Here is a 22,522-nt window from a genome sequence, read left to right on the forward strand (position 1 = left end):
GCAACAGGAACATGCGGCCATTGACTGCTGAATTCTACCGGGTGTGGCGACCGAGCCTGACAGGTCCGCATTGGTGCCGTCGCAAAACTGTGTGTCTCGCCGGCAACGGCTGCGTTGCTGCCGGCGATCTGCACCACCGCTAGTCGATGCGGCGGCGGATCGGGATCGAGGCCACCGGGACGCTGGCGACATCGTGTCCCTGCTCGCGGACGGGCGCGCCCGGCGCCGGTGCCCAGGCGTGGGCATAGATCACTTCCCAGGAGCTGGGCAGGGTGCCGTCCGGCCGCCGCAAGGGCTCGTAGGCGGCGCTGGCGGCGGCAAAGCGGCCGCGTCCGGTCAGGGTGGCGCGGCGATTGCTGAGTGCGTTGGTGGCGCCCATTGCGCGTAGCTCGCGCATCAGCGCGGGCAGGTCGCTGTAGGTCAGCGTGAACAGGTCGCGGTCCAGTACCGGGTCGCGGAAGCCGGACATAAGCAAGGCATCGCCGAACTGGGCGATCGGCGGAAAGCGGCTGACATGCGGTGCCGGGTCGGCCTGGGCGAAGGCCTCGCGCAGCTCGATCAGCGTCTCCGGGCCGAAGGTGGAGCACAGCAACAAGCCGCCCGGCCGCAGCGCGCGGCGGAAACCGGCGAATACCGCGGGCAGGTCTTCCACCCACTGCAGGCACAGGTTGCTGAAGATCACGTCCACGCTGCCGTCGGCCACCGGCAAGGCGCGTGCATCGGCGCAGACCTGCGCGAACGGCTTCCACCAGCCCGCCGCCTTGCGCGCCTGGCGCAGCATCGGCATGGCCTGGTCCAGCGCGATCACCTGCGCCTTGGGCCAGCGCTTCTTGATCGCGCCGCTGGCGTGGCCGGGGCCGGCGCCGACATCCAGCACCACCTTGGGCACCTGGTCGCCCAGGTAATCGAGCGATTCGAGCAGGCGCGCTTCGGCTTCGCGCTGTAGCGCGGCGGCGGCGGCATAGCTGCTGGCGGCACGCGCGAAGGCGCGCCGGACGTGGCGGGGGTCGAAAGTACTGTTCATGAGCGGCGCTATTGTCGCCTGTGGCCGGGGCGGAGGGAATCGATGGGTGGCCTGGTATCGGCCTGGCGAGTCTGCAGACGTTCGGTCTGCCGGTGGCTGCGCGGCGAGCGGCAAGGGGCTCAACGGAAAACCCACCGGATGTCCGCGGCGGTCGCCACCACTCGCCGCGTGGCCGAGGCGCTCTAGAACGTGCCGGGATAGCTGCCGCCGTCGATCAGCAGGTTCTGCCCGGTGATGTAGCCGGCCTGCGCGCTGCACAGGAACGCGCAGGCCGCGCCGAATTCGTCCGGCTCGCCGAAGCGTGCGGCGGGAATGCCCGCACGCTTGCGCTCGGCGACATCTTCGGCGCTGCTGCCTTGCTGTTGCGCGATCGCCGCGAAGTTGCCGTGCAGGCGGTCGGTGGCGAACTGGCCGGGCAGCAGATTGTTGATGGTGACGTTGTCGGCCACCGTGCTGCGCGCCAGCCCGGCGACGAAGCCGGTGAGGCCGGCGCGCGCGCCATTGGACAGGCCCAGGATGTCGATCGGCGCCTTCACTGCACTGGAGGTGATGTTGACGATGCGGCCGAAGCGCCGCGCGCGCATCGCATCGACGCTGGCGCTGATCAGTTCGATCGGCGCCAGCATGTTGGCGTCCAGTGCGCGCAGCCAATCGTCGCGTTCCCACTGGCGAAAATCGCCGGGCGGCGGGCCACCGGCATTGTTGATGAGGATATCCAGCTGCGGGCAGGCGGCGAGCGCATCGCTGCGTCCTTGCGGGGTGGCGATATCGGCCACCACACTGCGCACTTCGCCGGCGCCTGGCAGTGCGCGCAATGCCTCGGCGGACTGCTCCAGGGCAGCGCGGCCGCGCGCGACGATCACCACGTTGACGCCTTCGCTGGCCAGCGCGCGTGCGCAGCCCAGCCCCAGGCCCTTGCTGGCGGCGCAGACCAGTGCCCAGCGCCCGGCGATTCCCAGATCCATGCGTGTGTCCTCGATCAGCGATGCCGCATGATCGACGATCCGCTCATGGCACGGACGCAACGAAGCGTTGCAGCGCCTCGGCGACCTGATCGGCATGGCCAAGAAACGGTGCGTGCCCGCCACCGGCGATGGTCAGTGCCTGCGCGTGCGGCGTCAGCGCGGCGGCAGCCTGCATGCCGGCCGCCGGCACCAGCCGGTCGCGCTGGCCGGCGATCCACAGGCTGGGGCGCGCGAGTTGCGGCAGCGCGCGGCGCAGGTCGCTGCGTTCCAGCAGCTGCAGGCCTTGCTGCAGTGCTTCGGCGGCCGGTTCGCCGCGTGCCACCAGCGTCTCGCGCAGGCTGCGCAACTCGCTGCGGGCATGCGCCGAGCCCAGCGTATCCAGCGCCAGAAACCGCTCCAGCGTGCCGCGATAATCCCGCGCCAGGTCCTGGCCGAATTGCACGAACACCTCGCGCTCGACGGCGTCGGGCCAACCGTTGCCACGCACGAAACGCGGCGTGGCCGCGATCATCGCCAGCCCGCGTACCTTGGGCTGGGTGGCCGCGGCATGCAGCGCGAACAGCCCGCCCAACGACCAGCCCACCCACACCGCCGGCGGCGTGGCGGCGGCGATGCCGGCGACCACGTCCGGCAGCGCCAGCGGCGTGCTGTCGTCGCGGCTGAAACCGTGCCCGGGCAGATCCACCAGATGCAGTTGATGCTGCGCGGCCAGGCGTTCCACCAACGGCGCGAACACGCCGCCGTGCAACGCCCAACCGTGCAGAAGAACCAGCGCGGGCCCGTGGCCGATGACATCGATATGCATGCGGGGATTGTCGCTGATGGCGCTGACCGGCGCATGGGTCGGCGTGTGCGGCGCAAGGTGTCTTGCGTCAGCCTGCGCCGCGCGTGGAGCCGATCTGCGCGGCACGCCAAGCCGGTTGCGGACGCGCAGGACCGCACCGACAGCAGCGATCCGGCAACATCAGCGACGCGGACACTGCCACGTCGAGCACGGCCGCCGCCGCGCGGCTACTGCGCAATCGTCTGGATCGTCGCCCTCAGGCAGACGCACGCAGCGGTTGCCGGCTGACCACATCGCGCGCCTGCACGATGGCCTCGATCAAGGCCTGCACCTGCTGCGGTGTATGCAGCGCGGACAGGGTCACACGCAGACGCGCCTTGCCTTCGGGCACGGTGGGTGGGCGGATCGCGCCGACCAGGAAGCCGGCCTGTTCCAGCGCGGCGGACATCGCCATCACCGTGGTTTCTTCGCCGCATAGCAGGGGCTGGATCGGCGTATCCGAGGCCATCAGCTCGAAGCCATGCCGGCGTGCGCCATCGCGAAAACTGCCGATCGACTCGACCAGCTTGGCGCGCCGCCAATCGTCGCGACGTGCCAGCCGCACTGCCGCCAACGTCGCAGCGACCTGCGCCGGCGGCAACGCGGTGGTGTAGATGTAGGGGCGCGCGGTTTCGGCCAGATGGCGCACCAGCGCTGCATCGCCGACCACCACCGCGCCATAGCCGCCGAGCGCCTTGCCCAGGGTCACCAGCTGCAGCGGCACTTCGGCCACGCCCAGTCCGGCATCGGCAACGCAACCGCGCCCCTGCGGGCCGAGCACGCCCACGCCATGTGCGTCGTCGACGTAGAACAGCGCCTGCTGCATGCGCGCCACCAGGCTCAACGCACGCAGCGGCGCGACATCGCCATCCATGCTGAAGACGCCATCGCTGGCCAGCATCGCCGCGCCCTCGGGCGAGCCCTTGAGCTGACGCATCGCGCCTTCCACATCCAGGTGCGGATAACGGCGCAACCGGCAGCCGGCCAGGCGTGTGGCATCGAGCAGGCTGGCGTGGTTGAGCCGGTCCTGCACGCAGACATCGTCGTCCTCGCTGAGCAGGGCCTGCTGCACTGCCAGGTTGGCGATGAAGCCGCTGCCGAACAGCAGCGCCGATGGATAGCCGAGCCACTCGGCGATCTCGCGCTCCAGCGTTTCGTGCGCGGTGTGGTGGCCGCAGATCAGATGCGAGGCGGTGGCGCCGGCACCATCGCGCGCGGCGGCGTCCTGCAACGCGGCGACCACTTCGAACTGCTGCGACAGGCCCAGATAGTCGTTGGAGCAGAAACCGGTCAGCCAGCGGCCATCGACTTCCAGCCGCACGCCATCGCGACGGCCCACCAGCCGCCGTACCCGCACCCGTTCCTGGGCCACGCGCAAGGTGCGCAGCGACGAAATCCGTTCGTGCAGATCGGGGCGGGCCATGGGGGCGTTCAACGGCAGAAGGGGGCGTTAGCGTAGCCTGCCGCGCCCGACACGCCCAGCCGGCACCGACGACCGGTGCCGGGCGTTCGATTCGCGGTTAGGCGGCGTGCTCGCAGGCCGTGCTGCGGGTGATTTCCGCATGCACGGTGCCGGGGTGGTCGTGGTCGGCGGCGTCGACGGTGATCTGCATCGGGCGCAGGCCCAGGCGCTGGAACAGGGCCTGGTCGCGTTCGGTGTCCGGGTTGCCGGTGGTGAGCAGTTTCTCGCCGTAGAAGATCGAGTTGGCGCCGGCCAGGAAGCACAGCGCCTGCAGTTCGTCGCTCATCGCTTCGCGGCCGGCGGACAGGCGCACCATCGAACGCGGCATCGTGATGCGGGCGACCGCGATCATGCGCACGAACTCGAACGGATCCAGTTGCTGGGTGCCGTGCAGCGGGGTGCCGGCAACCTGGACCAGCTGGTTGATCGGGACCGAATCCGGATGCGCCGGCAGCGTGGCCAGCGCCAGCAGCAGGCCGATGCGGTGCTCGCGGGTTTCGCCCATGCCGACGATGCCGCCGCAGCAGGTCTTCAGGCCGACATCGCGCACGTGCTCCAGCGTGTTCAGGCGATCCTGATACTGGCGGGTGTGGATGATCGAGTCGTAGTAATCCGGCGCGGTGTCCAGATTGTGGTTGTAGTAGTCCAGCCCGGCGTCCTTGAGCGCGCGTGCCTGGCCGGCGTCGAGCATGCCGAGCGTGGCGCAGGTTTCCAGGCCCATCGCCTTGACCTCGCGGATCATCGCCGCGACCTTGGGGATGTCGCGCTCCTTGGGCGAGCGCCAGGCCGCGCCCATGCAGAAGCGCGAGGCGCCGGCGGCCTTGGCCTGGCGTGCCTTGGCGACGACCTCTTCGGTCTCCATCAGCTTCTGCGCGGTCACGCCGGTGTCGTAGCGCTGCGCCTGCGGGCAGTACGCGCAGTCTTCCGGGCAGCCGCCGGTCTTGACCGACAGCAGCGTGGACACCTGCACCTGCGCCGGATCGAAATGGGCGCGATGCACGCTGGCGGCGCGGTGCAGCAGCTCCGGAAACGGCAGATCGAACAGCGCCTGCAGCTCGTTGCGATCCCAGTCATGGCGTACGACAACAGACATCGGGGTTTCCTGACAGTCAGCGGCTTGGAAGCCAGGCAGTCTGGTGAGCATGGAAGAGGCTGTCAACTTCGAAGAGGTCAACTCGGTTTACAGGTGGCCGCGCCGGGTGTTGCGGTTGCTGCTGCCGAGCCGGTGCCTGGTGTGCGCGGAACCCGGCAGCGCCGATTGCGATCTGTGCCCGTCGTGTCGCGCCGCATTGCCGGATCACGGGCACGCCTGCCTGCGTTGCGCAACGCAGCTGTACGCCTGCGGTGACGCGCTGCTGTGCGGGCAATGCCTGCTGCATCCGCCAACGCTGCAACGCGTGCATGCGTGTTTCACCTATCGCTGGCCGGTGGATGGCTTGCTGCGGCGTTTCAAGTTCCATCAGGACCTGGCCGCCGGACGCTTGCTCAGCGAGTTGATGGCCAAACGTTGCGCAGGCCTGCCGCGTCCGCAGGCGCTGGTGCCGGTGAGTCTGCACCGGCAGCGCTTGCGCCAGCGTGGTTACGATCAGGCGCTGGAGCTGGCCAGACCGCTCGGCCGCGCGCTGCGGCTGCCCTGCCTGCCATTGCTGCGCCGGGTCCGCGCGACCGCGCCGCAATCGGAGCTGGATGCAGCCGAGCGTCAGCGCAATCTGCGCCAGGCCTTTGTCGCGCGTGGCGCCTTGCCCGCGCATGTGGCCCTGGTGGATGACGTGATGACCACCGGTGCGACGCTGCATGCGGCGGCGCAGGCCTTGCAGCGGGCCGGTGTGCAGCGGGTGGATGCGTGGGTATGCGCGCGGGTGCCGTGAGGCCTGGTGGGCTGCGGGTTGCGAGCTGCAGCGTGGGGCTTCGCCCGTACCCTCACCCCCAACCCCTCTCCCGCGGGGGAGAGGGGCTGAAGCCGAGGCGATTGACCTGTGTGCGCGTCAGCGCATTGCCAGCGCCGCGGCGATGCCGACGAAGATCGCCAGGCCCACCCAGTTGTTGTGCAGGAAGGCGCGGAAGCACGGGCCGCGTTCGCGGTGGCGGGCGAGCCGGAACTCGTAGGCCACCAGCAGTGCGGCCACGCCCAGCCCCGCCCAGTACGCGATACCGAGACCGGCGCGCAGGCCGACCAGCGCCAATGCCGCAAACATCGATGCGTACAGCAGGCCCTGCGCGATCAGGTCGAACCTGCCGAACAGGATGGCGGTGGACTTGCTGCCCATGCGGATGTCGTCCTCGCGGTCGACCATCGCATACCAGGTGTCGTAGGCCGTGGCCCAGAGGATGTTGGCCGCATACAGCAGCCAGCCCAGCAAAGGCACGCTGCCCTGCACCGCGGCGAAGGCCATCGGGATGCCCCAGCCGAAGGCCATGCCCAGATAGACCTGGGGCAGGTGGGTGTGGCGCTTGAGATAGGGATAGCTGGCGGCCAGGAACACGCCCGGCACGCTCAGGGCCACGGTCAGCCAGTTGAGCGTGAGCACCAGCGCGAATGCCACCAGCATCAGCACCACGAACACCCACAGCGCCTCGCGCCCGGACACCGCCCCGGTGGCCAGCGGGCGCGACTTGGTGCGCTCCACGTGCGGGTCCAGCCAGCGGTCGGCATAGTCGTTGATCACGCAGCCGGCCGAGCGGGTCAGCCAGACCCCGGCGGTGAACACGAACAGCGTCCACAGCGGCGGCAGGCCACCGGCGGCCAGCCACAACGCCCACCAGGTGGGCCACAGCAACAGCAGGCTGCCGATCGGACGATCGCCGCGGACCAACGTCCAGTACTGCCCCAGTCGCTGCGGCCAGGTCAGCGCGGGCGCTGTGGGCAGCTGTTCAACACCATGCTTGCTCATGCTGCAAAGGGTAGCAGCGCGGCTCGGCTGCGGTCATGCGCTGGGTGACGATCGAGCCAGGCATCCTCCAACCTTCTGGCGGCTGCGCGAGGTCGCGCAAAGCGGCCCCGCGCTGGCGCAGGCTCCGGGCTGGGGCTCCATCGGCAACGCAGCGGTGTCCGGCCGTTCGGCAGGCTCCGCGTTGCGGGTGTCACGCGCGCGGCGGCGGTTCTGGCATAATGCCCGGCCAGGCGCTCGTAGCTCAGCCGGATAGAGTAGTGGCTTCCGAAGCCATTGGTCGGGGGTTCGAATCCCTCCGGGCGCACCAGATCAAAACCCATCGGCCCGCTGCAGTGACACTGCAGCGGGCCGATGGCGTTTCTGGATCAGGGGTTGGTGCCGGCTGATGTATCAATGCGTCATTGCGCTGCGGTGCCAACGATGCACCGGCTGGCAGGGGGCGCCTGGCGCCACCCTGCCCAGGCGCGGATCAGAGCGCTTCCGGCGGCGGTGTGGTGGCCTTGGCGTGCTGCTTGCCACGTGCGTGTTCGATAGCGGTGCGCAGCTTGCGTGCGGCGCCGGTGACGGCCGAGGCGGTGGTTTCGGCGCTATTGGTGGCTGCGATCGGCGGCAGGCCGGCGACGTGCGCCTCGATGCTGCAGGTTCGATCCGCTGCGCCGCCGCGCTGGCCGTTTTCATCGCGCAAATGCACTTCGACGCGGGTGATGTCGTTGGCGAAATGCGCCAGCTGGGCGGAGCAGGTCTTCTCGACATGCTGCACGACTGAGGGGTCATGCGGCACGTGCTTGTCGGTCTGGATCTGAATCTGCATAGAGTGTTCTCCTTCGCGGTCATCCGCTGCGTCTGCCGTAGCGGTGACTCGATTCTGCGACAGCGCACCGTTGCCGCGAGGTGACAAGCTGCACCGCGTTCATGCTCAGGTCGGGATGACCGGACGGTGCATCCATTGCGACGGGCAGCGCTGTCACCGCAATCGCGAAAGAACCTGCGATCGCGCAGTAACAGCCGCTGCTGGCGAGCTCTGCCAGGCTGAACCCGCACGGCAGCGTCGATCCGCCTGGCTGGAAGCAGTGGATTAAGATGCCGGCACCGCGCTGGTGTGCGCCTGTCCGATCTCTGCCTGTGTCCGAATTCCGAGTTGCCCTGGGTGCCCGTCGCGGCGTGTTGCAGCGTGTGCTGTTGCTGGTCGCGTTGTGGATGGTGTGTGTGGGCGCCGCCGTGGCGCAGGACGACGACACGCTGCTGGAGACCGCACAGACTCAGCTCGACAACATGCAGAAGGTGCTGACCCAGGCCGACGCGGGCATGGAGAAGGCCGACACCGAGCAGCTCGGCAAGCTCACCGACGATGTCGCCGGCGCGCAGCGGCAGGCGCAGGATCTGGTGCGCACGCTGGAGCAACCGCTCAAGGAGCTCAACGGGCGACTGGAGGGGCTCGGTGTCGCGGCGCCGAACGAACTGACCGACCTGGCAAAACAGCGCAAGGCGCTGACCAAGGAGCGCGATCAGCTCAATGCCGAGTTCATCCGGGCCACGCTGCTGGTCTCCAATGCCAAGGACCTGGCCGACCGGCTCGAACGCGAGCGCGTGCAACGCTTCAGCGTGAAGCTCTCCACGCGGGTCGCCTCGCCGCTGTCGCCGACCTTGTGGAAACAGATCGCGCAGCAATGGCCCGACGATCGTGCCCGCCTGCAGGCCTTGTCCGACAAGACGGTGCAGATGGTGCAGGCCGGCATCGCCGCCAGCGGCGTGGGCGGGCTGATGACCGCTGCCGTCATCGCGTTGCTGCTGGCGCTTCCGCTGCGCATCTTCCTGCGCCACCTGGGGCGTCGCTACGCGGCTTCACGTGCGCCCGGCGGACGCCTGCGGCGCTCGGGGCTGGCGCTGTGGTTTCTGCTGGTCGGCACGCTGACTCTGGGGATTGCGGCATTCGTGCTGGTCGAGGGCATCCGCGCGCTCGGCGAGCTGCCGGACGATCTGGACCAGTTGCTGACCGGATTCGTCGCCATCAGCGTGGTGGCTGCATTCGTCGGTTCGCTCAGTGCCAGCCTGTTGATGAAACACCAGCCCAGCTGGCGCCTGTTCCCGTTGGACGATGCCACTGTCGACCGCCTGCGCGTGCATTGCCTGGCCACCGCGGCGGTGATCTGGTTCAGCGGCATGGCGATGAAGATCAACGAGGTGGCCGGCAGCAGCCCCGCACTGACCACCGCCACCGATGCGCTGGCCGCGTTGCTGTACGCAGGGTTGATCCTGTCGGCGCTGGCCGGGCTGAGCCTGTCCTTGCGCGCGCATGCGGCAAATGCCGGTGTGGCCGATCCGGACAGCGATGCGCCGCCGCCGGTGGTCTCGCGTGGTGGCGGCTTCATTGTGCTGATCCGCCTGCTGGGCCATCTGGCGGTGATCTTTGCGCTGATCGCGGCCTTGTTCGGCTATCTCAATCTGGCCTTGTTCGTGGAGCGGCAGATCATCTGGATCACCCTGGTATGCAGCCTGCTCGGCCTGCTGGTGGTCTTTGCCGACGATCTGATGACCTGGCTGTTCAAGCCCGACGGCCGCTTCAGCCGGGCCTTGTCGCATGCGCTCAGCATCGGCAGCGGACGCTTGGTGCAGCTCGGGCTGCTGATATCGGCGGCGACTCGCGTGCTGCTGGTGCTGCTGGGCATCGCGGTGCTGCTGACGCCGTATGGCGCCAACATCAGCGTGGTCACCGACTGGGCGGAGAACATCGCCCACGGCATCACCATCGGCAAGGAGCTGGTGATCACCCCGGGCGATGTGCTCAGGGCGCTATGCGTGTTCCTGCTCGGCATGGGGCTGGTGCACGTGGTGCAGCAGTGGTTGCTCAACACCTATCTGCCCAAGACCGAGCTCGATGACGGTGCACGCAATTCGATCAGTACGGTGGCGCGCTATCTGGGCTGGCTGATCGTGGTGGTGTGGGGCCTGACTGCATTGGGCCTGGATCTGAAGCGGCTTGCGCTGGTGTTGAGCGCGCTGTCGGTGGGTATCGGTTTCGGTCTGCAGGCGATCACGCAGAACTTCGTGTCGGGCCTGATCCTGCTGGCCGAGCGGCCGGTGAAGATCGGCGATTGGGTGCGTATCGGCGACCAGGAAGGCGACGTACGCAAGATCAGCGTGCGTGCGACCGAGATCCAGGTCGGCGACCGCTCCACCCTGATCGTGCCCAACTCGGAATTGATCACCAAGAGCGTGCGCAACATGACCCTGTCCAACCCGATGGGGCGGGTGCAGCTGCAGTTCTCGGTGCCGTTGGAAACCGACGTGGCAAAGGTGCGCAACATGCTGCTGGAGCTGTTTGCCGAGCACACCAAGGTGCTGGCCGATCCGGCCCCCTCGGTGTTCATCGATTCGCTGGCCGGCGGGCACGTCAACTTCAATTCGTTCGCCTATGTGCGCAGCCCGCGCGATTCGTACGGGGTGCGCAGCGAGCTGTTCTTCGCGTTGTTGCAGCGGATGGAAACGGCGGGGATTGCGCTGCAATCGCCGCAGGAAATTCGCTTCAGCCGTGCAGGTGCCGCGGTGGCGCGCGATCCGGCCGATGGCACGCCTGCATCGGAAGATTGAGTCGACACGTGGATGCAGTGCGCGGTAAAGGATGCTGGTCGCACCCACAGTGATCGAACAACGTACGTCTTGCTTTGCCTTCACCACACACACCGACCATCCCGACAGGTCCTTGCCCGCTCACCGTCGCGGGACCTTACGCGGCATGGATGCCGCGTAAGAGCCTACAAGGACGTACTTGCGGCGTGTCCTGCGATGGTGGGCGGGCAAGGACCCCGCAGTCAGGCCGCAAATCGCACGCTTCGACGTTGCTCTTGAGCTTTGCCTTCGCCGTTGCTTCATACAGGGCGACAGCCAGACTCAGGAGCGATCCGCGACCTGGGTCTGCTTCACCAGGGCCAGGTCGTCCACGCTGACGTCTTCGGTGTAGTCCAGCCAGGCGCGGATTTCCAGATCGTCCACCGCATGTTCCAGGCCTACCGGCATGCGGATGCGACCGGCCGCATCGGGCACCACCCATTGCTGGGCCAGCACCACCTTGCGCTCCGACGAGACTGCCTCCACCCAGAATGCACGCGTCGGCCGGCGCTTGGCGTACAGCTCCAGCATGTAACGACCGGCTTCGGTCTTGCGCGCGGCCTGCGTGAGCATGATTGGCTGGCGCACGCGTGGGCGCGGGCCTTGCTGGCTGGCCTCCAGCGGCGCATCCACGGCGATGCCGCGGGTCAGGTCCGGGTCGCGGTACAGCTTCATGCTCTGGTGGCGGTCGACCACCAGCGCGCACCAGTCGCCATCGGCCGAGCCGTCCTCGAACGCCGTGCAGCGATCCACATAGGCCAGCGTGCCCTCGGTGTGGGTGCGGTCGAACTGGCGCGAGGTGTTTTCCAGATAGACGGTTTTGAGGTTGGTGTCGTCGTCGTATTCCAGCAGCACCGGCGGGCGCACCTGCTGCACGCCCACCACCACATCGCCATTGCCGTTGATGCGCAGCATGCGGGTGCTGCGCCCGGTCCACAGCGTGCGTGCGTAAGCGAGATAGCGCGGGTAGTCCTTGCCGCTGTCGCGGCTGGCCGCAACGCTGGCGCTGGGGGGCGCATCGTTGGCCAGCAGCGAGCGGCCGAAGCCCAGCGTGCGCATGCCCGGCTCCAGCAACTGCAGCAGCGTCGCCCCTGAATCCAGCGTGCTGCCGGCGCGCGTGACCACTTGCTGCGGAGCGATGTCCTTGCCCAGGAACAGCAGCAGATTTTCGCGCTTCTGCTTGGCCAGGACATCGCTGAGATCGTTGGGCATCGCCAGGTGGTCGGAGGCGATCACGATGATGGTGTTCTTGCCGTAGCGGCTGTTGCGAATGCGTGCGACCAGCTCGCCGATCAGCCGGTCGCTGCACTTGAGCGCATGCAGCAGCCCGATGTCGCCCAACGCGCTGTCGTAGTGCTGGCCCTTGCACGCCAGCGGCAGATGGCCGGCAGGGTGGTGGGTGTCCATGGTCAGCGTGGTGAGCATGAACGGCTGGCCGGCGCGCGACAGCGTCTGGAAGCTGTCCCAGGCATCGTCCAGCAGCACGTCGTCATGCACGCCCCAGGCGGAAAAGTGGTTCGGCGCCACGCCTTTGTCGCGGAAGTAGCTGACGTCGTGCACCACATCGAAGCCATGGCTGGACAGGAAACTGCCCTTGCCGGCAAAGCTGGCATCGGCGCCGCCGACATAGTGATTGCGGTAGCCCTGATCCTTGAGATAGTCGCCCAGGCAGCGCGCTTCGGGCAGGAACAGGCCCATGCGGCCCATGCTGTTTTCATCGCCGGGCGCGGTGGTCAGCGGCACGCCGCACATCGAGGCGACCATGCCGGCGATGGTCCAGCCGCTGCCTTCGGTGGAGGTGAGGTTGCGCACGTCCACCGCCTCGCTGGCCAGCGCGCGCAGGTTTGGCATCAGGCCGGGAAACACGTCTTCGTCGAAGTAAGTGCGTTCCAGGCTCTCGCCGTAGATCCACACGATGTTCTTGCGCTTCTGCAAGGGCTGCTGCGGCACCAGATATTCCGGTACCACGGTGGCGTAATCCACCGGGCGCAGCTGGTAGTACAGGCGCTTGCCGTCGCGGTACAGGGGGCTGACCGCGATGCTCACCAACAACATCACCACGAAGCCGCCGAATACCGCATTGCCGCCACGCGGGCGACGGAAACGCCGCACCCTGAGTAACACCAGCGGACTGAGCGACAACAGCACCATGCCGATAAACACGGCGATATAGCCGGAGAAATCGCTGACGCCGGCACCGTCCATGTCCGCGCGCAGGTGATACAGCGTGGCAGCATTGATGCCGTCGCCGCTGAGCCGATCCACCAGACCCCAGGCGCTGAGCAATAGCAGCAGCAATGACAACAATCCGGCCTTCAGCCACGCCAGACGCGGCGAGGCGACCAAGAGCCAAAGCAGGAGCAACAGCGAAAACAACAACATCCAATGCATGCGGCAGCGTCCGTGGGGGAATGATGCGAGCGCGTACCGGACGCCTTGCTCGCCATGTCCTGTGCGCCACACCCAATGTGACACCCGGATGACGGACTATGCCGCGCTGAAGCTGACTGAAATGTTTGTTGGAGTTGCGTGCTTGCCGTAGCGCGGCACAGCGTGCGCGGTGAGGATCAGCTGGTCGCGGTGGCGCTCGCCAAGGGATCCACGGTTTCTGCACTCCGCATCTGCGCGGCTCTCGCACGTCGGCGACGTCTCGATAACGCCACATCGCCCGATCCACTTTGATCGCTGGACGCGGCGGTCTTTGCATGCGACGCCGGTTAAGCCGCGTCGCGCCCGGGTGCGCTCCTACGCATGTGTGTGGCGCTATCGATGCCCGCGTTCTTCGCGCGCACGCACGCGGCGGTCGAACAGCAGCGCACTGAGCACGATGCCCAGGCCCAGCACGACGCCGAGCAGGAACAGCACCATCGCGATCGCCGGATAGCCCCATAGCTTCAGACCGGTTTCGATACGCATCATCTGCGCCGAGGCCATGATCAGCGCCGCAGTCACGATGCCGGCCGCCACGCGGTTGGCGATCTTCTGCAGGCTTTCCATCAGATGCGATTCTTCCAGCCCGGTGACGCGCATCTGCAGGCGGTTTTCCGCCGCCAGCGACAGGATCTCGGACATGCGGCGCGGTCCTTCGCGCACCAGATGCTGCAGTTCCATCGCCTCGCTGGCCAGATTGGCCGCCGACAGGGATTTTTTCAGGCGCGCGCGCATCACATGCTGCAGGTGGCGCTCGACGATGCGCCGAGTGTCCAGGTGCGGCGACAGCGTGCGGCACACGCCTTCCAGGTTCAACAAGGTCTTGCCGAGCAGGCTCAGCTCCGGCGGCGTGCGCAGGCCGTTGGCGGTGGCGATGCGCACCAGATCCAGTACCACACGGCCCTCGGAGGTGGTGTCGTGCGCGGCGTAGCGGGCGATCATCTGCCCGGTTTCGCGCTGGTAGCGGTCTTCGTCGTAATCCTCCAGGCGCGTGCTCAGCGCGATGGTCTCTTCGGCGACCTCTTCGCCACGGCCGTCGACGGCGGCGAACAGCAGCTTGAGCAAGCGCTCGCGCAGGCGCGGTGGCACGTGCGCGACCATGCCCAGGTCGAAGATCGCCAGGCGCCCGTCCTGCAGCACGCGCAGGTTGCCCGGATGCGGGTCGGCATGGATCTCGCCATGCACGAACATCTGGTCCAGGTAACCCTTGACCAGTTCTGCGGCCAGCTTGTCCATTGGCTGCTCGGTGCGGCGCAGGCCGGAGATCTTGTCCACGCGCACGCCTTCGGCCAGCTGCATGGTCAGCACCTTGCGGCTGCTCAGGTCCCATACCGGTTGCGGGATCCACAACAGCGGAAACGGCTTGAGATGCTTGCCGAAGCGCACCAGCGTCTCGGCCTCGTCCTCGTAATTGAGCTCGGCGCGCAGGGTCTTGCCGAATTCGCCCAGCCAGTCGGCAAAGCGTACGCGCCGGCCGATGCCGGTCAGGCGGTCGGCGGCGGTGGCAAAACTCTTGAGCACGTCCAGATCCGAACGTACCTGGGCAGCGACTTCGGGCTTTTGCACCTTGACTGCCACCGGGGTGCCGTCGCGCAGGGCGGCGCGGTGCACCTGCGCCAGCGAGGCGCAGCCCAGCGGCACCGGATCGAAAAACGAGAACGCCTTGTTGACCGACACGCCGAGTTCTTCTTCGATGATCTGGCGGATGCGCTCCACCGGCACCGAACTGGTGTTCTCCTGCATGCGCTCCAGCGCCGTGGCGAACTCCGGCGGCACGATGTCCGGCCGCGTGGACAGCATCTGGCCGAGCTTGACGAAGGTGGGACCGAGCGCTTCCAGGTCGGAGACGAACTGGTCGGGCGTGCCTTCGGCGGGCACTTCGTACTCGTTGATCGCAGCCGGATCCAGGTTCATGCCGGCAAACACGCCCGACCCGCGATACCGCAGCAACAGGCGCAGGATCTGCGTGCGACGGCTCATGCCGCCCACCACGCCGGTGTCGGCGGGGATCGCGGCCTGGGCCGGTGTGCGGTACGGGTCGTTCGGACTCAAGGCCATCTCCGGCGGTCGTGCAAGAGCGCGAGTGTGGCCAGCGGCGGGTCGTCGGGCGGTGAATCCAGACAAGCGGCTACGGCGCGGTCGTGTGCGGCGAGGCCGACGGGCATGGCCGAATCATGCGGTCGGCGGGCGTCGGGATCGCCCACCAACGGTCGGCAACGGCGTGCAACCGCCTGCCATCACCCCATACGGGCGCAGGATCGGCGAGAATCCACCGCCACTCACGAAGGACCCCCGCATGGCCGGTGCCAGCCTGTTCACCCTGCTCGACGACATCGCCACGCTGCTGGACGACGTTTCCATCCTGACCAAGGTCGCGGCCAAGAAGACCGCCGGCGTCCTGGGCGACGACCTGGCGCTCAATGCGCAGCAGGTCACCGGCGTCACCGCCGACCGCGAGTTGCCGGTGGTGTGGGCGGTGGCCAAGGGCTCGCTGATGAACAAGGTGATCCTGGTGCCGGCGGCGCTGGCGATCAGCGCCCTGGAGGCCTGGCTGCGCGGGCGCAGCTACAACGTGCCGCTGGTGATGCCGCTGATGATGATCGGCGGTGCCTACCTGTGCTTCGAGGGCGTGGAGAAGCTGGCGCACAAGTTCCTGCACAACCAGGACGAGGAAGCGCAGCGGCATGCCGAGCGCACCCGCGCGCTGGCCGACCAGAACGTGGACGTGGTGGCGCTGGAAAAGGACAAGGTCAAGGGCGCGATCCGCACCGACTTCATCCTGTCGGCGGAGATCATCGTGCTGTCGCTGGGCGTGGTGGCCGGGGTGTCGTTCGGCCAGCAGGTCGCGGTGCTGGTGGCGATCGCGCTGGCGATGACCATCGGCGTGTACGGTCTGGTCGCGGCCATCGTCAAGCTGGACGACCTGGGCCTGTACCTGAGCAAGAAGGGCGCGGCGTTGGCGGCGCTGGGCCGCGGCATCCTGGTGGCTGCGCCGTGGCTGATGAAGTTCCTGTCGGTGGCCGGCACGCTGGCGATGTTCCTGGTCGGCGGCGGCATCCTGGTGCACAACATCCCGGCACTGCATCACCTGGTGCAGGACCTGGCCAAGTCGGCCGGCGGCATGGGCTGGCTGGTCGATGCACTGGGCAACATGCTGGTCGGCGTGGTTGCGGGTGCGATCGTGCTGGGCGCGGTGATGCTGTTCCAGAAGCTGCGCGGGAAGCCGGCGGCGCACTGACGCCGTCCCGCGGCGGGCCAGGGGAGCACCTGGCCGCCGCACGGAAGCGGTTGGTCGTAGTGGGGCCCGGCGGCAACCGAAAGATCGGCGGCGTCTCTGCGTCGTGCGTCGGTGATCCGGTCAGGCCGGTCGATGCGGCAGGCCGCGTTCGCGGCTAGTCGGCGCTGATCACCCGATTCTTGCCGGCCGCCTTGGCGTCGTACATCGCGCGGTCGGCACGGCGGATCACATCGTCCTGGGCCTCGTCGAGATGGCGCAGTGCCACGCCGCCGCTGAAGCTGACGAACACGCGCACGTCCTCGTGCAGCAACGAGCGCTGGGCCAGTGCGCGCTGCAGGCGGATCACCGCCGCGCTGGCTTCGAAGATGGTGGAGTCCGGCAACAGCAGCACGAACTCCTCGCCGCCGAAGCGGGCAATGGCGTCGGTGGTGCGCAGCACCGACTTGGCCACGTCCACGGTATGGCGCAGCGCGGCGTCGCCACCGGCGTGGCCGTGGGTCTCGTTGAGGCGGCGGAAGTCGTCCAGATCCAGCATCGCCACGCACAAGGGTTGCCCGCCGCGCTGGGTGCGTGCGGCCTCGCGCTGGAACAGTTCCTCGAAGCCACGGCGGTTCAGCGCGCCGGTCAGCTGGTCTTCGCGCACCAGCCCGGCCACGTCCTTGAGTTCCTGTTCGAGCGAGGCGATGCGCTGCTCGGCGTCCTCGACCTGGCGGCGTGCGGCCAGCAGCTCGTCGCGTGCGGCCAGCGCCTGCGCCTGCACCCCGGCAGTGTCCTGCAGCACGTCCTGCAACAGCCGGTTGAGGTCGGGAATGCTGCGAGCGTCGCCGATCGCCTGCGAATAGCCGGCAACGCGATCGTGGTACTCGCCGGTGCTGGTGGCCATGCCGTCGAGCCGGTCGACGAAGGACACCATCATCTCGCGCATCGCGGTCTTGGAGTCGGCAATGCCTTGCTTGAGCAGGCCCTGCTTGTAGATGACCTCGCGCAAGGTGCCGCGTGCCTGTTCGATCGAGCCGACATCCAGCGGCCCGGAGATCAACTGCCGCACCACCGAGATCTGCCCCTGCAGCCAGCTGCGATCGTCGAGCAGTTCGCCGACGTTCTCCAACAGCAAGTCGAACAGGCCGAGCAGCAGGTTCTGCTGCTCGCTGGCATCTTCGGCACGCAGGCCGATCTGGTGACTCAGTTCGCGCAGGCGCTGTTCCAGGGTGATCAGCTCATGGCCGGGGCGCCAGTGGCGCAGTGCCGATGCCAGGGTCTGCGCTTCCTCGGCCAGTTCCGGGCTGCGTTGCAGCAGTGTGGCCAGGGCATTGCCCAGCGCGTGCCGCAGCAGGTCGCGCAGTTGTTCGGCTTCGGTGCGTCCTTCGGCCAGCGAGTCGCCGGTATCGATGGTGCGGATGTACTTGTCGATCAGTTGCCGCAGGGTGCGGCCGTAGCCGGGCCAGTCGCCGGCCGCATAGGCTGCGCTCAGGCGCACGCCCATGTCGCCGAGTTCGCCATGCAGGCTGGTGATGCCTTCGGCGAAGGCCAGCAGCAAGGCCTCCGGATGCGCGGCATGCGAGAACAGGCGCATCAACAGGGCGGTGGCGGCCGCCGGGTCGTGCGCGCCGGACTTGTTCTTGGCCGGCACCAGCTGATGCGCGGCCAGGCCATGCCCGCCGCGCTCGCTGCCGATCACGCTGGGCAGGGCGGCGGCCGGGCGCGCGCTGTCCGCGCCGCCCCAGGGCAACAGGCGGCGCAGCCCGCCACGTGGGCGGCTTGGGAGTTCAGGCTGGTCTGCCATGCGCCGGGGTCTCGGAAAGTCGTGGTGCCATTGCGGGTTATCGGCGCGCGGGCGTCGCGCTTAAGCGGTCTGGGCAGGTCTGCGCAGTTCCGGCAGGCAGCCCCGATGTCAGGCAGTGGACGACAGCGGTCCTGCGTGCGCGGCTGAACAAGTCATGCGGGTGATGGCGGGCGCCGCCGTCGTTGCCCGCTTTCGGTGCGTTTCAACAACCGCGCACCACGGCAGGGATGTCATCGCACTGCAATGCGCCGCTTATGCCTTTGGAGCTACGCAACCATGCGCAAGGGAATGTAGATGTCGCAGAAAAGTCAGCACGTATTCACGCATATTTTATTTGCCCGGGGTGTAGATTCGTTCCAAGGACAACGTGGAGTACGCGCGTTGGCCCCGCTCCTCATTCGTAGCAGGTCGTCTGGCTGAATCGGCAGATGATGGTTGTCGCTTCGCTGTTTTTCCGTCTCCACCCACTTTACGACGGACGTTTAGATGGTTGCCATGATGCCGCTTCACGCCACTACCGCACGCTTAGAGCGCAGCACGATGCTCCCGACTCTGAAGAAGAGCGGGCGACCGCGTGATGCACGTGGCCGCTTCATTCGCCATCACGAGCGTCTGCCGGTGTCGCCGGCCGATACCCGCGGCGCCTTGTTCGTGGTGTCGGAGATGGCGGACTTCATCAAGGCGGGCGGTCTGGGCGATGTGGCCGCGGCGCTGCCACGCGCGCTGCGCCATCGCTACGACGTCCGTGTGCTGATCCCCGGCTACCGGGCGGTGCTGGCGCGGGCGGGCAAGGTGGAGATCGTCGGCCGGGTGCTGGCGCATGCCGCACTGCCGGCCTGCGACATCGGCCGCATCGTGCAATCGGACGGGCTGCCGATCTACATCCTGCTGTCCAAGGAATTGTTCGAACGCGACGGCTCGCCCTATGTGAGCACCAGCGGCTCGGAGTTCGAAGACAACGCGATCCGCTTTGCCACCTTGTCGCATGCCGCCGCGCAGATCGCCGCCGGCCATGCCGGGCTGGGCTGGAAGCCGCGCCTGCTGCACCTCAACGACTGGCCGTGCGCGCTGGCTGCCGCCTATGTGCGCTGGTCCGGCGGCACCACGCCGTGCCTGTTGACCATCCATAACCTGGCCTACCAGGGCCTGGTGCCGTATTCGATGGCCGCTGCGCTGGGCATCCCGGCCGAGCGTGTGGCCGAGCTGGAGTTCTACGGGCAGATGTCATTCCTGCGCGGCGGCATCGTGCATGCCGACCACGTCAACACGGTCAGCGTCAGCTATGCCCAGCAGATCACCGGCCCGGCGCAGGGCTGTGGCCTGGACCGCCTGCTGGCCGGCCGGGCCGCCAAGGGCGCGCTGACCGGCATCGTCAACGGCATCGACGCCAGCTGGGACCCGCGTACCGACGAATATCTGGACACGCACTTCAGCGTCAATCAGTGGCAGGGCCGTCAGGCCAACGCCGCGCAGGTGCGCAAGGCCTTCGGGCTGCGCGAGAGCACCGGCCCGCTGTTTGCGGTGGTGTCGCGGCTGGTGCATCAGAAGGGCCTGGACCTGATCTGCGAGGTCGCCCCGCAGATCGTGGCGGCCGGCGGCCAGATCGCGGTGATCGGCGGTGGCGAGCCGGAGATCGAGCAACAGGTCGCCGAGCTGACCCGGCGCTATCCGGGCCAGGTCGGTGCCTTCATCGGTTTCGAGGAGGGCCTGGCGCGGCGCATGTTCGCCGGTGCCGACTTCCTGCTGATGCCATCGCGCTTCGAGCCGTGCGGCTTGAGCCAGATGTATGCACAACGCTTTGGGTGCCTGCCGATCGCGCACGCCACCGGTGGTCTGATCGACACGGTGGATGACGGCGTCACCGGCTTTTTGTTCCAGCACGCCAGCGTGGAAGCGTTGCGCCGCTGCCTGGAGCGGGCATTCCGCACCTTCCGCCTGCCCAGCCTGCTGTCGGCGATGCGCCGCGCGGCGATGCTGCGTCCCAGTGGTTGGGATGTGGCGGGCAAGAAATACCTCTCGCTGTACGAACGCACCGCCGCAACCGCCCCCGCGCTTGCGACGGTGTCATGAGCGAACGGCTGGGCGTGCAGGGGCAGGAGACGGAAGCGACGGCGGTGACCATGGATGGGATGTCGGATCTGGTGCAGAGCGTGCAGGCGCTGGCCGATGGCCTGCCTGCCGATGCATTCGCGGTATTGGGCCCGCATTCCCAGGCTGATGGCCGCCGGCTGGTGCGCGTGCTGGCGCCCGGTGCCGAGGCGATGGGGCTGATCGACCCGCGTGGCAAGTTGCTGGCGCGCATGCAGGCCGGCCCGGTCGATGGCGTGTTCGAGGGCACGCTGGCGGTCGAAGGCCCGTATCGGCTGCGCATCGTGTGGCCGGACGTGGTGCAGGAGATCGAAGACCCCTACGCGTTTGCCGCCACGCTGGACGAATCCACCCTGCTGCAGATCGCTGCCGGCGACGGCCAGGCATTGCGTCGTGCCCTGGGTGCCCAGCACCTGCACTGCGACGACGTGCCCGGGGTGCGCTTTGCGGTGTGGGCGCCGCATGCGCAACGCGTGGCGGTGGTGGGCGATTTCAATGGCTGGGACGTGCGCCGGCACCCGATGCGCCCGCGCATCGGCGGGTTCTGGGAGCTGTTCCTGCCGCGCGTGGAAGCCGGCACACGTTACAAGTACGCCATCACCGCTGCCGATGGCCGCGTATTGCTCAAGGCCGACCCGGTGGCGCGCCAGAGCGAATTGCCGCCGGCCACCGCCTCGGTGGTGCCGGGCGCGGCTGCGTTTGCCTGGACCGATGCCGCCTGGATGGCCGCGCGCGATGCCAATGCCACGCCAGCGCCGCTGTCGATCTATGAAGTGCATGCCGCGTCCTGGCGGCGCGATGGGCACAACCAGCCGCTGGACTGGCCAGGGCTGGCCGCACAGCTGATCCCCTATGTGCAGCAGCTCGGTTTCACCCATATCGAGTTGCTGCCGATCACCGAACATCCGTTCGGCGGCTCCTGGGGCTATCAACCTTTGGGGCTGTACGCACCGACCGCGCGCCACGGCAGCCCGGATGGCTTTGCCCAGTTCGTCGATGCCTGTCATCGCGCAGGCATCGGCGTGATCCTGGACTGGGTCAGCGCGCACTTTCCCGATGATGCACACGGCCTGGCGCAGTTCGACGGCGCCGCGGTGTACGAGCATGCCGACCCGCGCGAAGGCATGCATCGCGACTGGAACACGCTGATCTACAACTACGGCAGGCCCGAAGTGACCGCCTACCTGCTGGGCAGCGCGCTGGAGTGGATCGATCACTACCACCTCGACGGCCTGCGCGTGGATGCAGTGGCCTCGATGCTGTATCGCGACTATGGCCGTGCCGAAGGCGAGTGGGTGCCCAACGCGCATGGCGGCCGCGAGAATCTGGAAGCGGTCGCCTTCCTGCGCCAGCTCAACAGCGAGATCGCCACGCGCTTTCCCGGTGTGCTGAGCATCGCCGAAGAGTCCACCGCCTGGCCGGGCGTGACCGCGCCGATCAGCGAGGGCGGCCTGGGCTTCACCCACAAATGGAACATGGGCTGGATGCACGACACGCTGGGCTACATGCAGCGCGATCCGGCCGAGCGCGCGCAGCACCATAGCCAGCTCACCTTCGGCCTGGTGTACGCGTTCTCCGAGCGTTTCGTGCTGCCGCTCTCGCACGACGAAGTGGTGCACGGCAGCGGTGGCCTGCTCGGGCAGATGCCCGGCGACGACTGGCGGCGCTTTGCCAACCTGCGCGCGTATCTGGCGTTGATGTGGGCGCATCCGGGCGACAAGCTGCTGTTCATGGGCGCCGAGTTCGGCCAGTGGAACGACTGGAATCACGATCAATCGCTGGACTGGCATCTGCTCGACGGCGCCGCGCATCGCGGCGTGCAGCAACTGGTCGGCGACCTCAACGCCGCGTTGCGACGGGTGCCGGCGCTGTACCGCGGCACGCATCGTGCCGACGGCTTCGACTGGAGCGTGGCCGACGACGCGCGCAACAGCGTACTGGCATTCATCCGCCACGATCCCGATGGCGGCGCACCGTTGCTGGCGGTGAGCAACCTCACCCCGCAACCGCATCACGACTATCGCGTTGGCGTGCCGCGTGCCGGCGGCTGGCGCGAAATCCTCAATACCGACAGTGCCCATTACGGTGGCAGCAACCTCGGCAACAGCGGTCGCCTGGCGACCGAGCCGATGGGCATGCACGGGCACGCACAACGCCTGCGCCTGACCCTACCGCCGCTGGCCACGATCTATCTGCAAGCGGAGAAATAAGA

General features: G+C 67.8%; 15 protein-coding genes and 1 tRNA gene. 6 read left to right on the plus strand and 10 right to left on the minus strand.

Going from position 1 to position 22,522, the window contains the following annotated elements:
• Positions 1–139 precede the first annotated feature (139 nt).
• From bioC to bioB, 5 genes are all read right to left on the minus strand, one after another.
• On the minus strand, positions 140–1,024 hold the full coding sequence (gene bioC / locus ACCQ04_RS02050) for a malonyl-ACP O-methyltransferase BioC (RefSeq protein ID WP_226426964.1): 885 nt from the start codon (positions 1,022–1,024) through the stop codon (positions 140–142).
• 182 nt (positions 1,025–1,206) lie between these two features.
• Positions 1,207–1,989: an SDR family oxidoreductase gene (locus ACCQ04_RS02055; protein WP_226426963.1), complete on the minus strand. Its 783-nt coding sequence runs from the start codon at positions 1,987–1,989 to the stop codon at positions 1,207–1,209.
• 43 nt (positions 1,990–2,032) lie between these two features.
• Positions 2,033–2,794 (minus strand): pimeloyl-ACP methyl ester esterase BioH, encoded by a 762-nt coding sequence (gene bioH, locus ACCQ04_RS02060; protein ID WP_226426962.1) that lies wholly within the window; start codon positions 2,792–2,794, stop codon positions 2,033–2,035.
• Between the two features lie 235 nt (positions 2,795–3,029).
• Entirely contained in the window at positions 3,030–4,235 is a 1,206-nt protein-coding gene (gene bioF, locus ACCQ04_RS02065) for an 8-amino-7-oxononanoate synthase (protein WP_166771578.1), read from the minus strand.
• A 97-nt stretch (positions 4,236–4,332) separates the two neighbouring features.
• Entirely contained in the window at positions 4,333–5,367 is a 1,035-nt protein-coding gene (gene bioB, locus ACCQ04_RS02070) for a biotin synthase BioB (RefSeq protein ID WP_154831294.1), read from the minus strand.
• Between the two features lie 49 nt (positions 5,368–5,416).
• Between bioB and ACCQ04_RS02075 the strand changes: the two genes are divergently transcribed.
• Positions 5,417–6,142, plus strand: coding sequence for a ComF family protein (locus ACCQ04_RS02075; protein WP_184381039.1), 726 nt, complete (start codon positions 5,417–5,419; stop codon positions 6,140–6,142).
• A gap of 117 nt (positions 6,143–6,259) precedes the next feature.
• On the opposite strand, the gene ubiA is transcribed toward ACCQ04_RS02075, so the two are convergent.
• Complete coding sequence (gene ubiA, locus ACCQ04_RS02080) at positions 6,260–7,165, minus strand: 4-hydroxybenzoate octaprenyltransferase (RefSeq protein ID WP_104543893.1); 906 nt, start codon at positions 7,163–7,165, stop codon at positions 6,260–6,262.
• A 230-nt stretch (positions 7,166–7,395) separates the two neighbouring features.
• On the opposite strand from ubiA, the gene ACCQ04_RS02085 reads away from it, so the two are divergent.
• A tRNA-Arg gene (locus tag ACCQ04_RS02085) sits at positions 7,396–7,472 on the plus strand.
• 162 nt (positions 7,473–7,634) lie between these two features.
• On the opposite strand, the gene ACCQ04_RS02090 is transcribed toward ACCQ04_RS02085, so the two are convergent.
• Positions 7,635–7,976 (minus strand): HPF/RaiA family ribosome-associated protein, encoded by a 342-nt coding sequence (locus tag ACCQ04_RS02090; RefSeq protein WP_024938247.1) that lies wholly within the window; start codon positions 7,974–7,976, stop codon positions 7,635–7,637.
• Between the two features lie 353 nt (positions 7,977–8,329).
• Here ACCQ04_RS02090 and ACCQ04_RS02095 point away from each other — a divergent pair, with 353 nt between their 5' ends.
• Positions 8,330–10,753, plus strand: a complete 2,424-nt coding sequence (locus tag ACCQ04_RS02095; RefSeq protein WP_164738868.1) for a DUF3772 domain-containing protein — start codon at positions 8,330–8,332, stop codon at positions 10,751–10,753.
• A gap of 300 nt (positions 10,754–11,053) precedes the next feature.
• Here the strand turns inward: ACCQ04_RS02095 and ACCQ04_RS02100 are convergent, their stop codons facing one another.
• Together ACCQ04_RS02100 and ACCQ04_RS02105 are read right to left on the minus strand one after the other, a co-directional pair.
• Positions 11,054–13,162 carry a phosphoglycerol transferase I gene (locus ACCQ04_RS02100; protein WP_102580300.1) on the minus strand — a complete coding sequence of 703 codons (2,109 nt, stop codon included), beginning with the start codon at positions 13,160–13,162 and terminating at the stop codon, positions 11,054–11,056.
• A 372-nt stretch (positions 13,163–13,534) separates the two neighbouring features.
• Positions 13,535–15,259 carry an ABC1 kinase family protein gene (locus tag ACCQ04_RS02105; RefSeq protein WP_024938244.1) on the minus strand — a complete coding sequence of 575 codons (1,725 nt, stop codon included), beginning with the start codon at positions 15,257–15,259 and terminating at the stop codon, positions 13,535–13,537.
• A 238-nt stretch (positions 15,260–15,497) separates the two neighbouring features.
• Between ACCQ04_RS02105 and ACCQ04_RS02110 the strand changes: the two genes are divergently transcribed.
• Positions 15,498–16,439 (plus strand): DUF808 domain-containing protein, encoded by a 942-nt coding sequence (locus tag ACCQ04_RS02110; RefSeq protein ID WP_226426961.1) that lies wholly within the window; start codon positions 15,498–15,500, stop codon positions 16,437–16,439.
• Between the two features lie 154 nt (positions 16,440–16,593).
• Here the strand turns inward: ACCQ04_RS02110 and ACCQ04_RS02115 are convergent, their stop codons facing one another.
• Positions 16,594–18,222: a GGDEF domain-containing protein gene (locus ACCQ04_RS02115; protein ID WP_226426960.1), complete on the minus strand. Its 1,629-nt coding sequence runs from the start codon at positions 18,220–18,222 to the stop codon at positions 16,594–16,596.
• A gap of 486 nt (positions 18,223–18,708) precedes the next feature.
• On the opposite strand from ACCQ04_RS02115, the gene glgA reads away from it, so the two are divergent.
• Together glgA and ACCQ04_RS02125 are read left to right on the plus strand one after the other, a co-directional pair.
• Complete coding sequence (gene glgA / locus ACCQ04_RS02120; RefSeq protein ID WP_047127915.1) at positions 18,709–20,292, plus strand: glycogen synthase GlgA; 1,584 nt, start codon at positions 18,709–18,711, stop codon at positions 20,290–20,292.
• The gene (locus tag ACCQ04_RS02125) at positions 20,289–22,520 is read left to right on the plus strand and encodes a 1,4-alpha-glucan branching enzyme (RefSeq protein WP_226426959.1); all 2,232 of its coding nucleotides are present in this window, start codon (positions 20,289–20,291) and stop codon (positions 22,518–22,520) included. The genes glgA and ACCQ04_RS02125 overlap by 4 nt, the downstream gene beginning before the upstream one ends.
• Positions 22,521–22,522: the final 2 nt, after the last annotated feature.

The organism is Xanthomonas sp. NCPPB 2866 (assembly GCF_041475745.2).
Lineage (GTDB): Bacteria > Pseudomonadota > Gammaproteobacteria > Xanthomonadales > Xanthomonadaceae > Xanthomonas > Xanthomonas arboricola.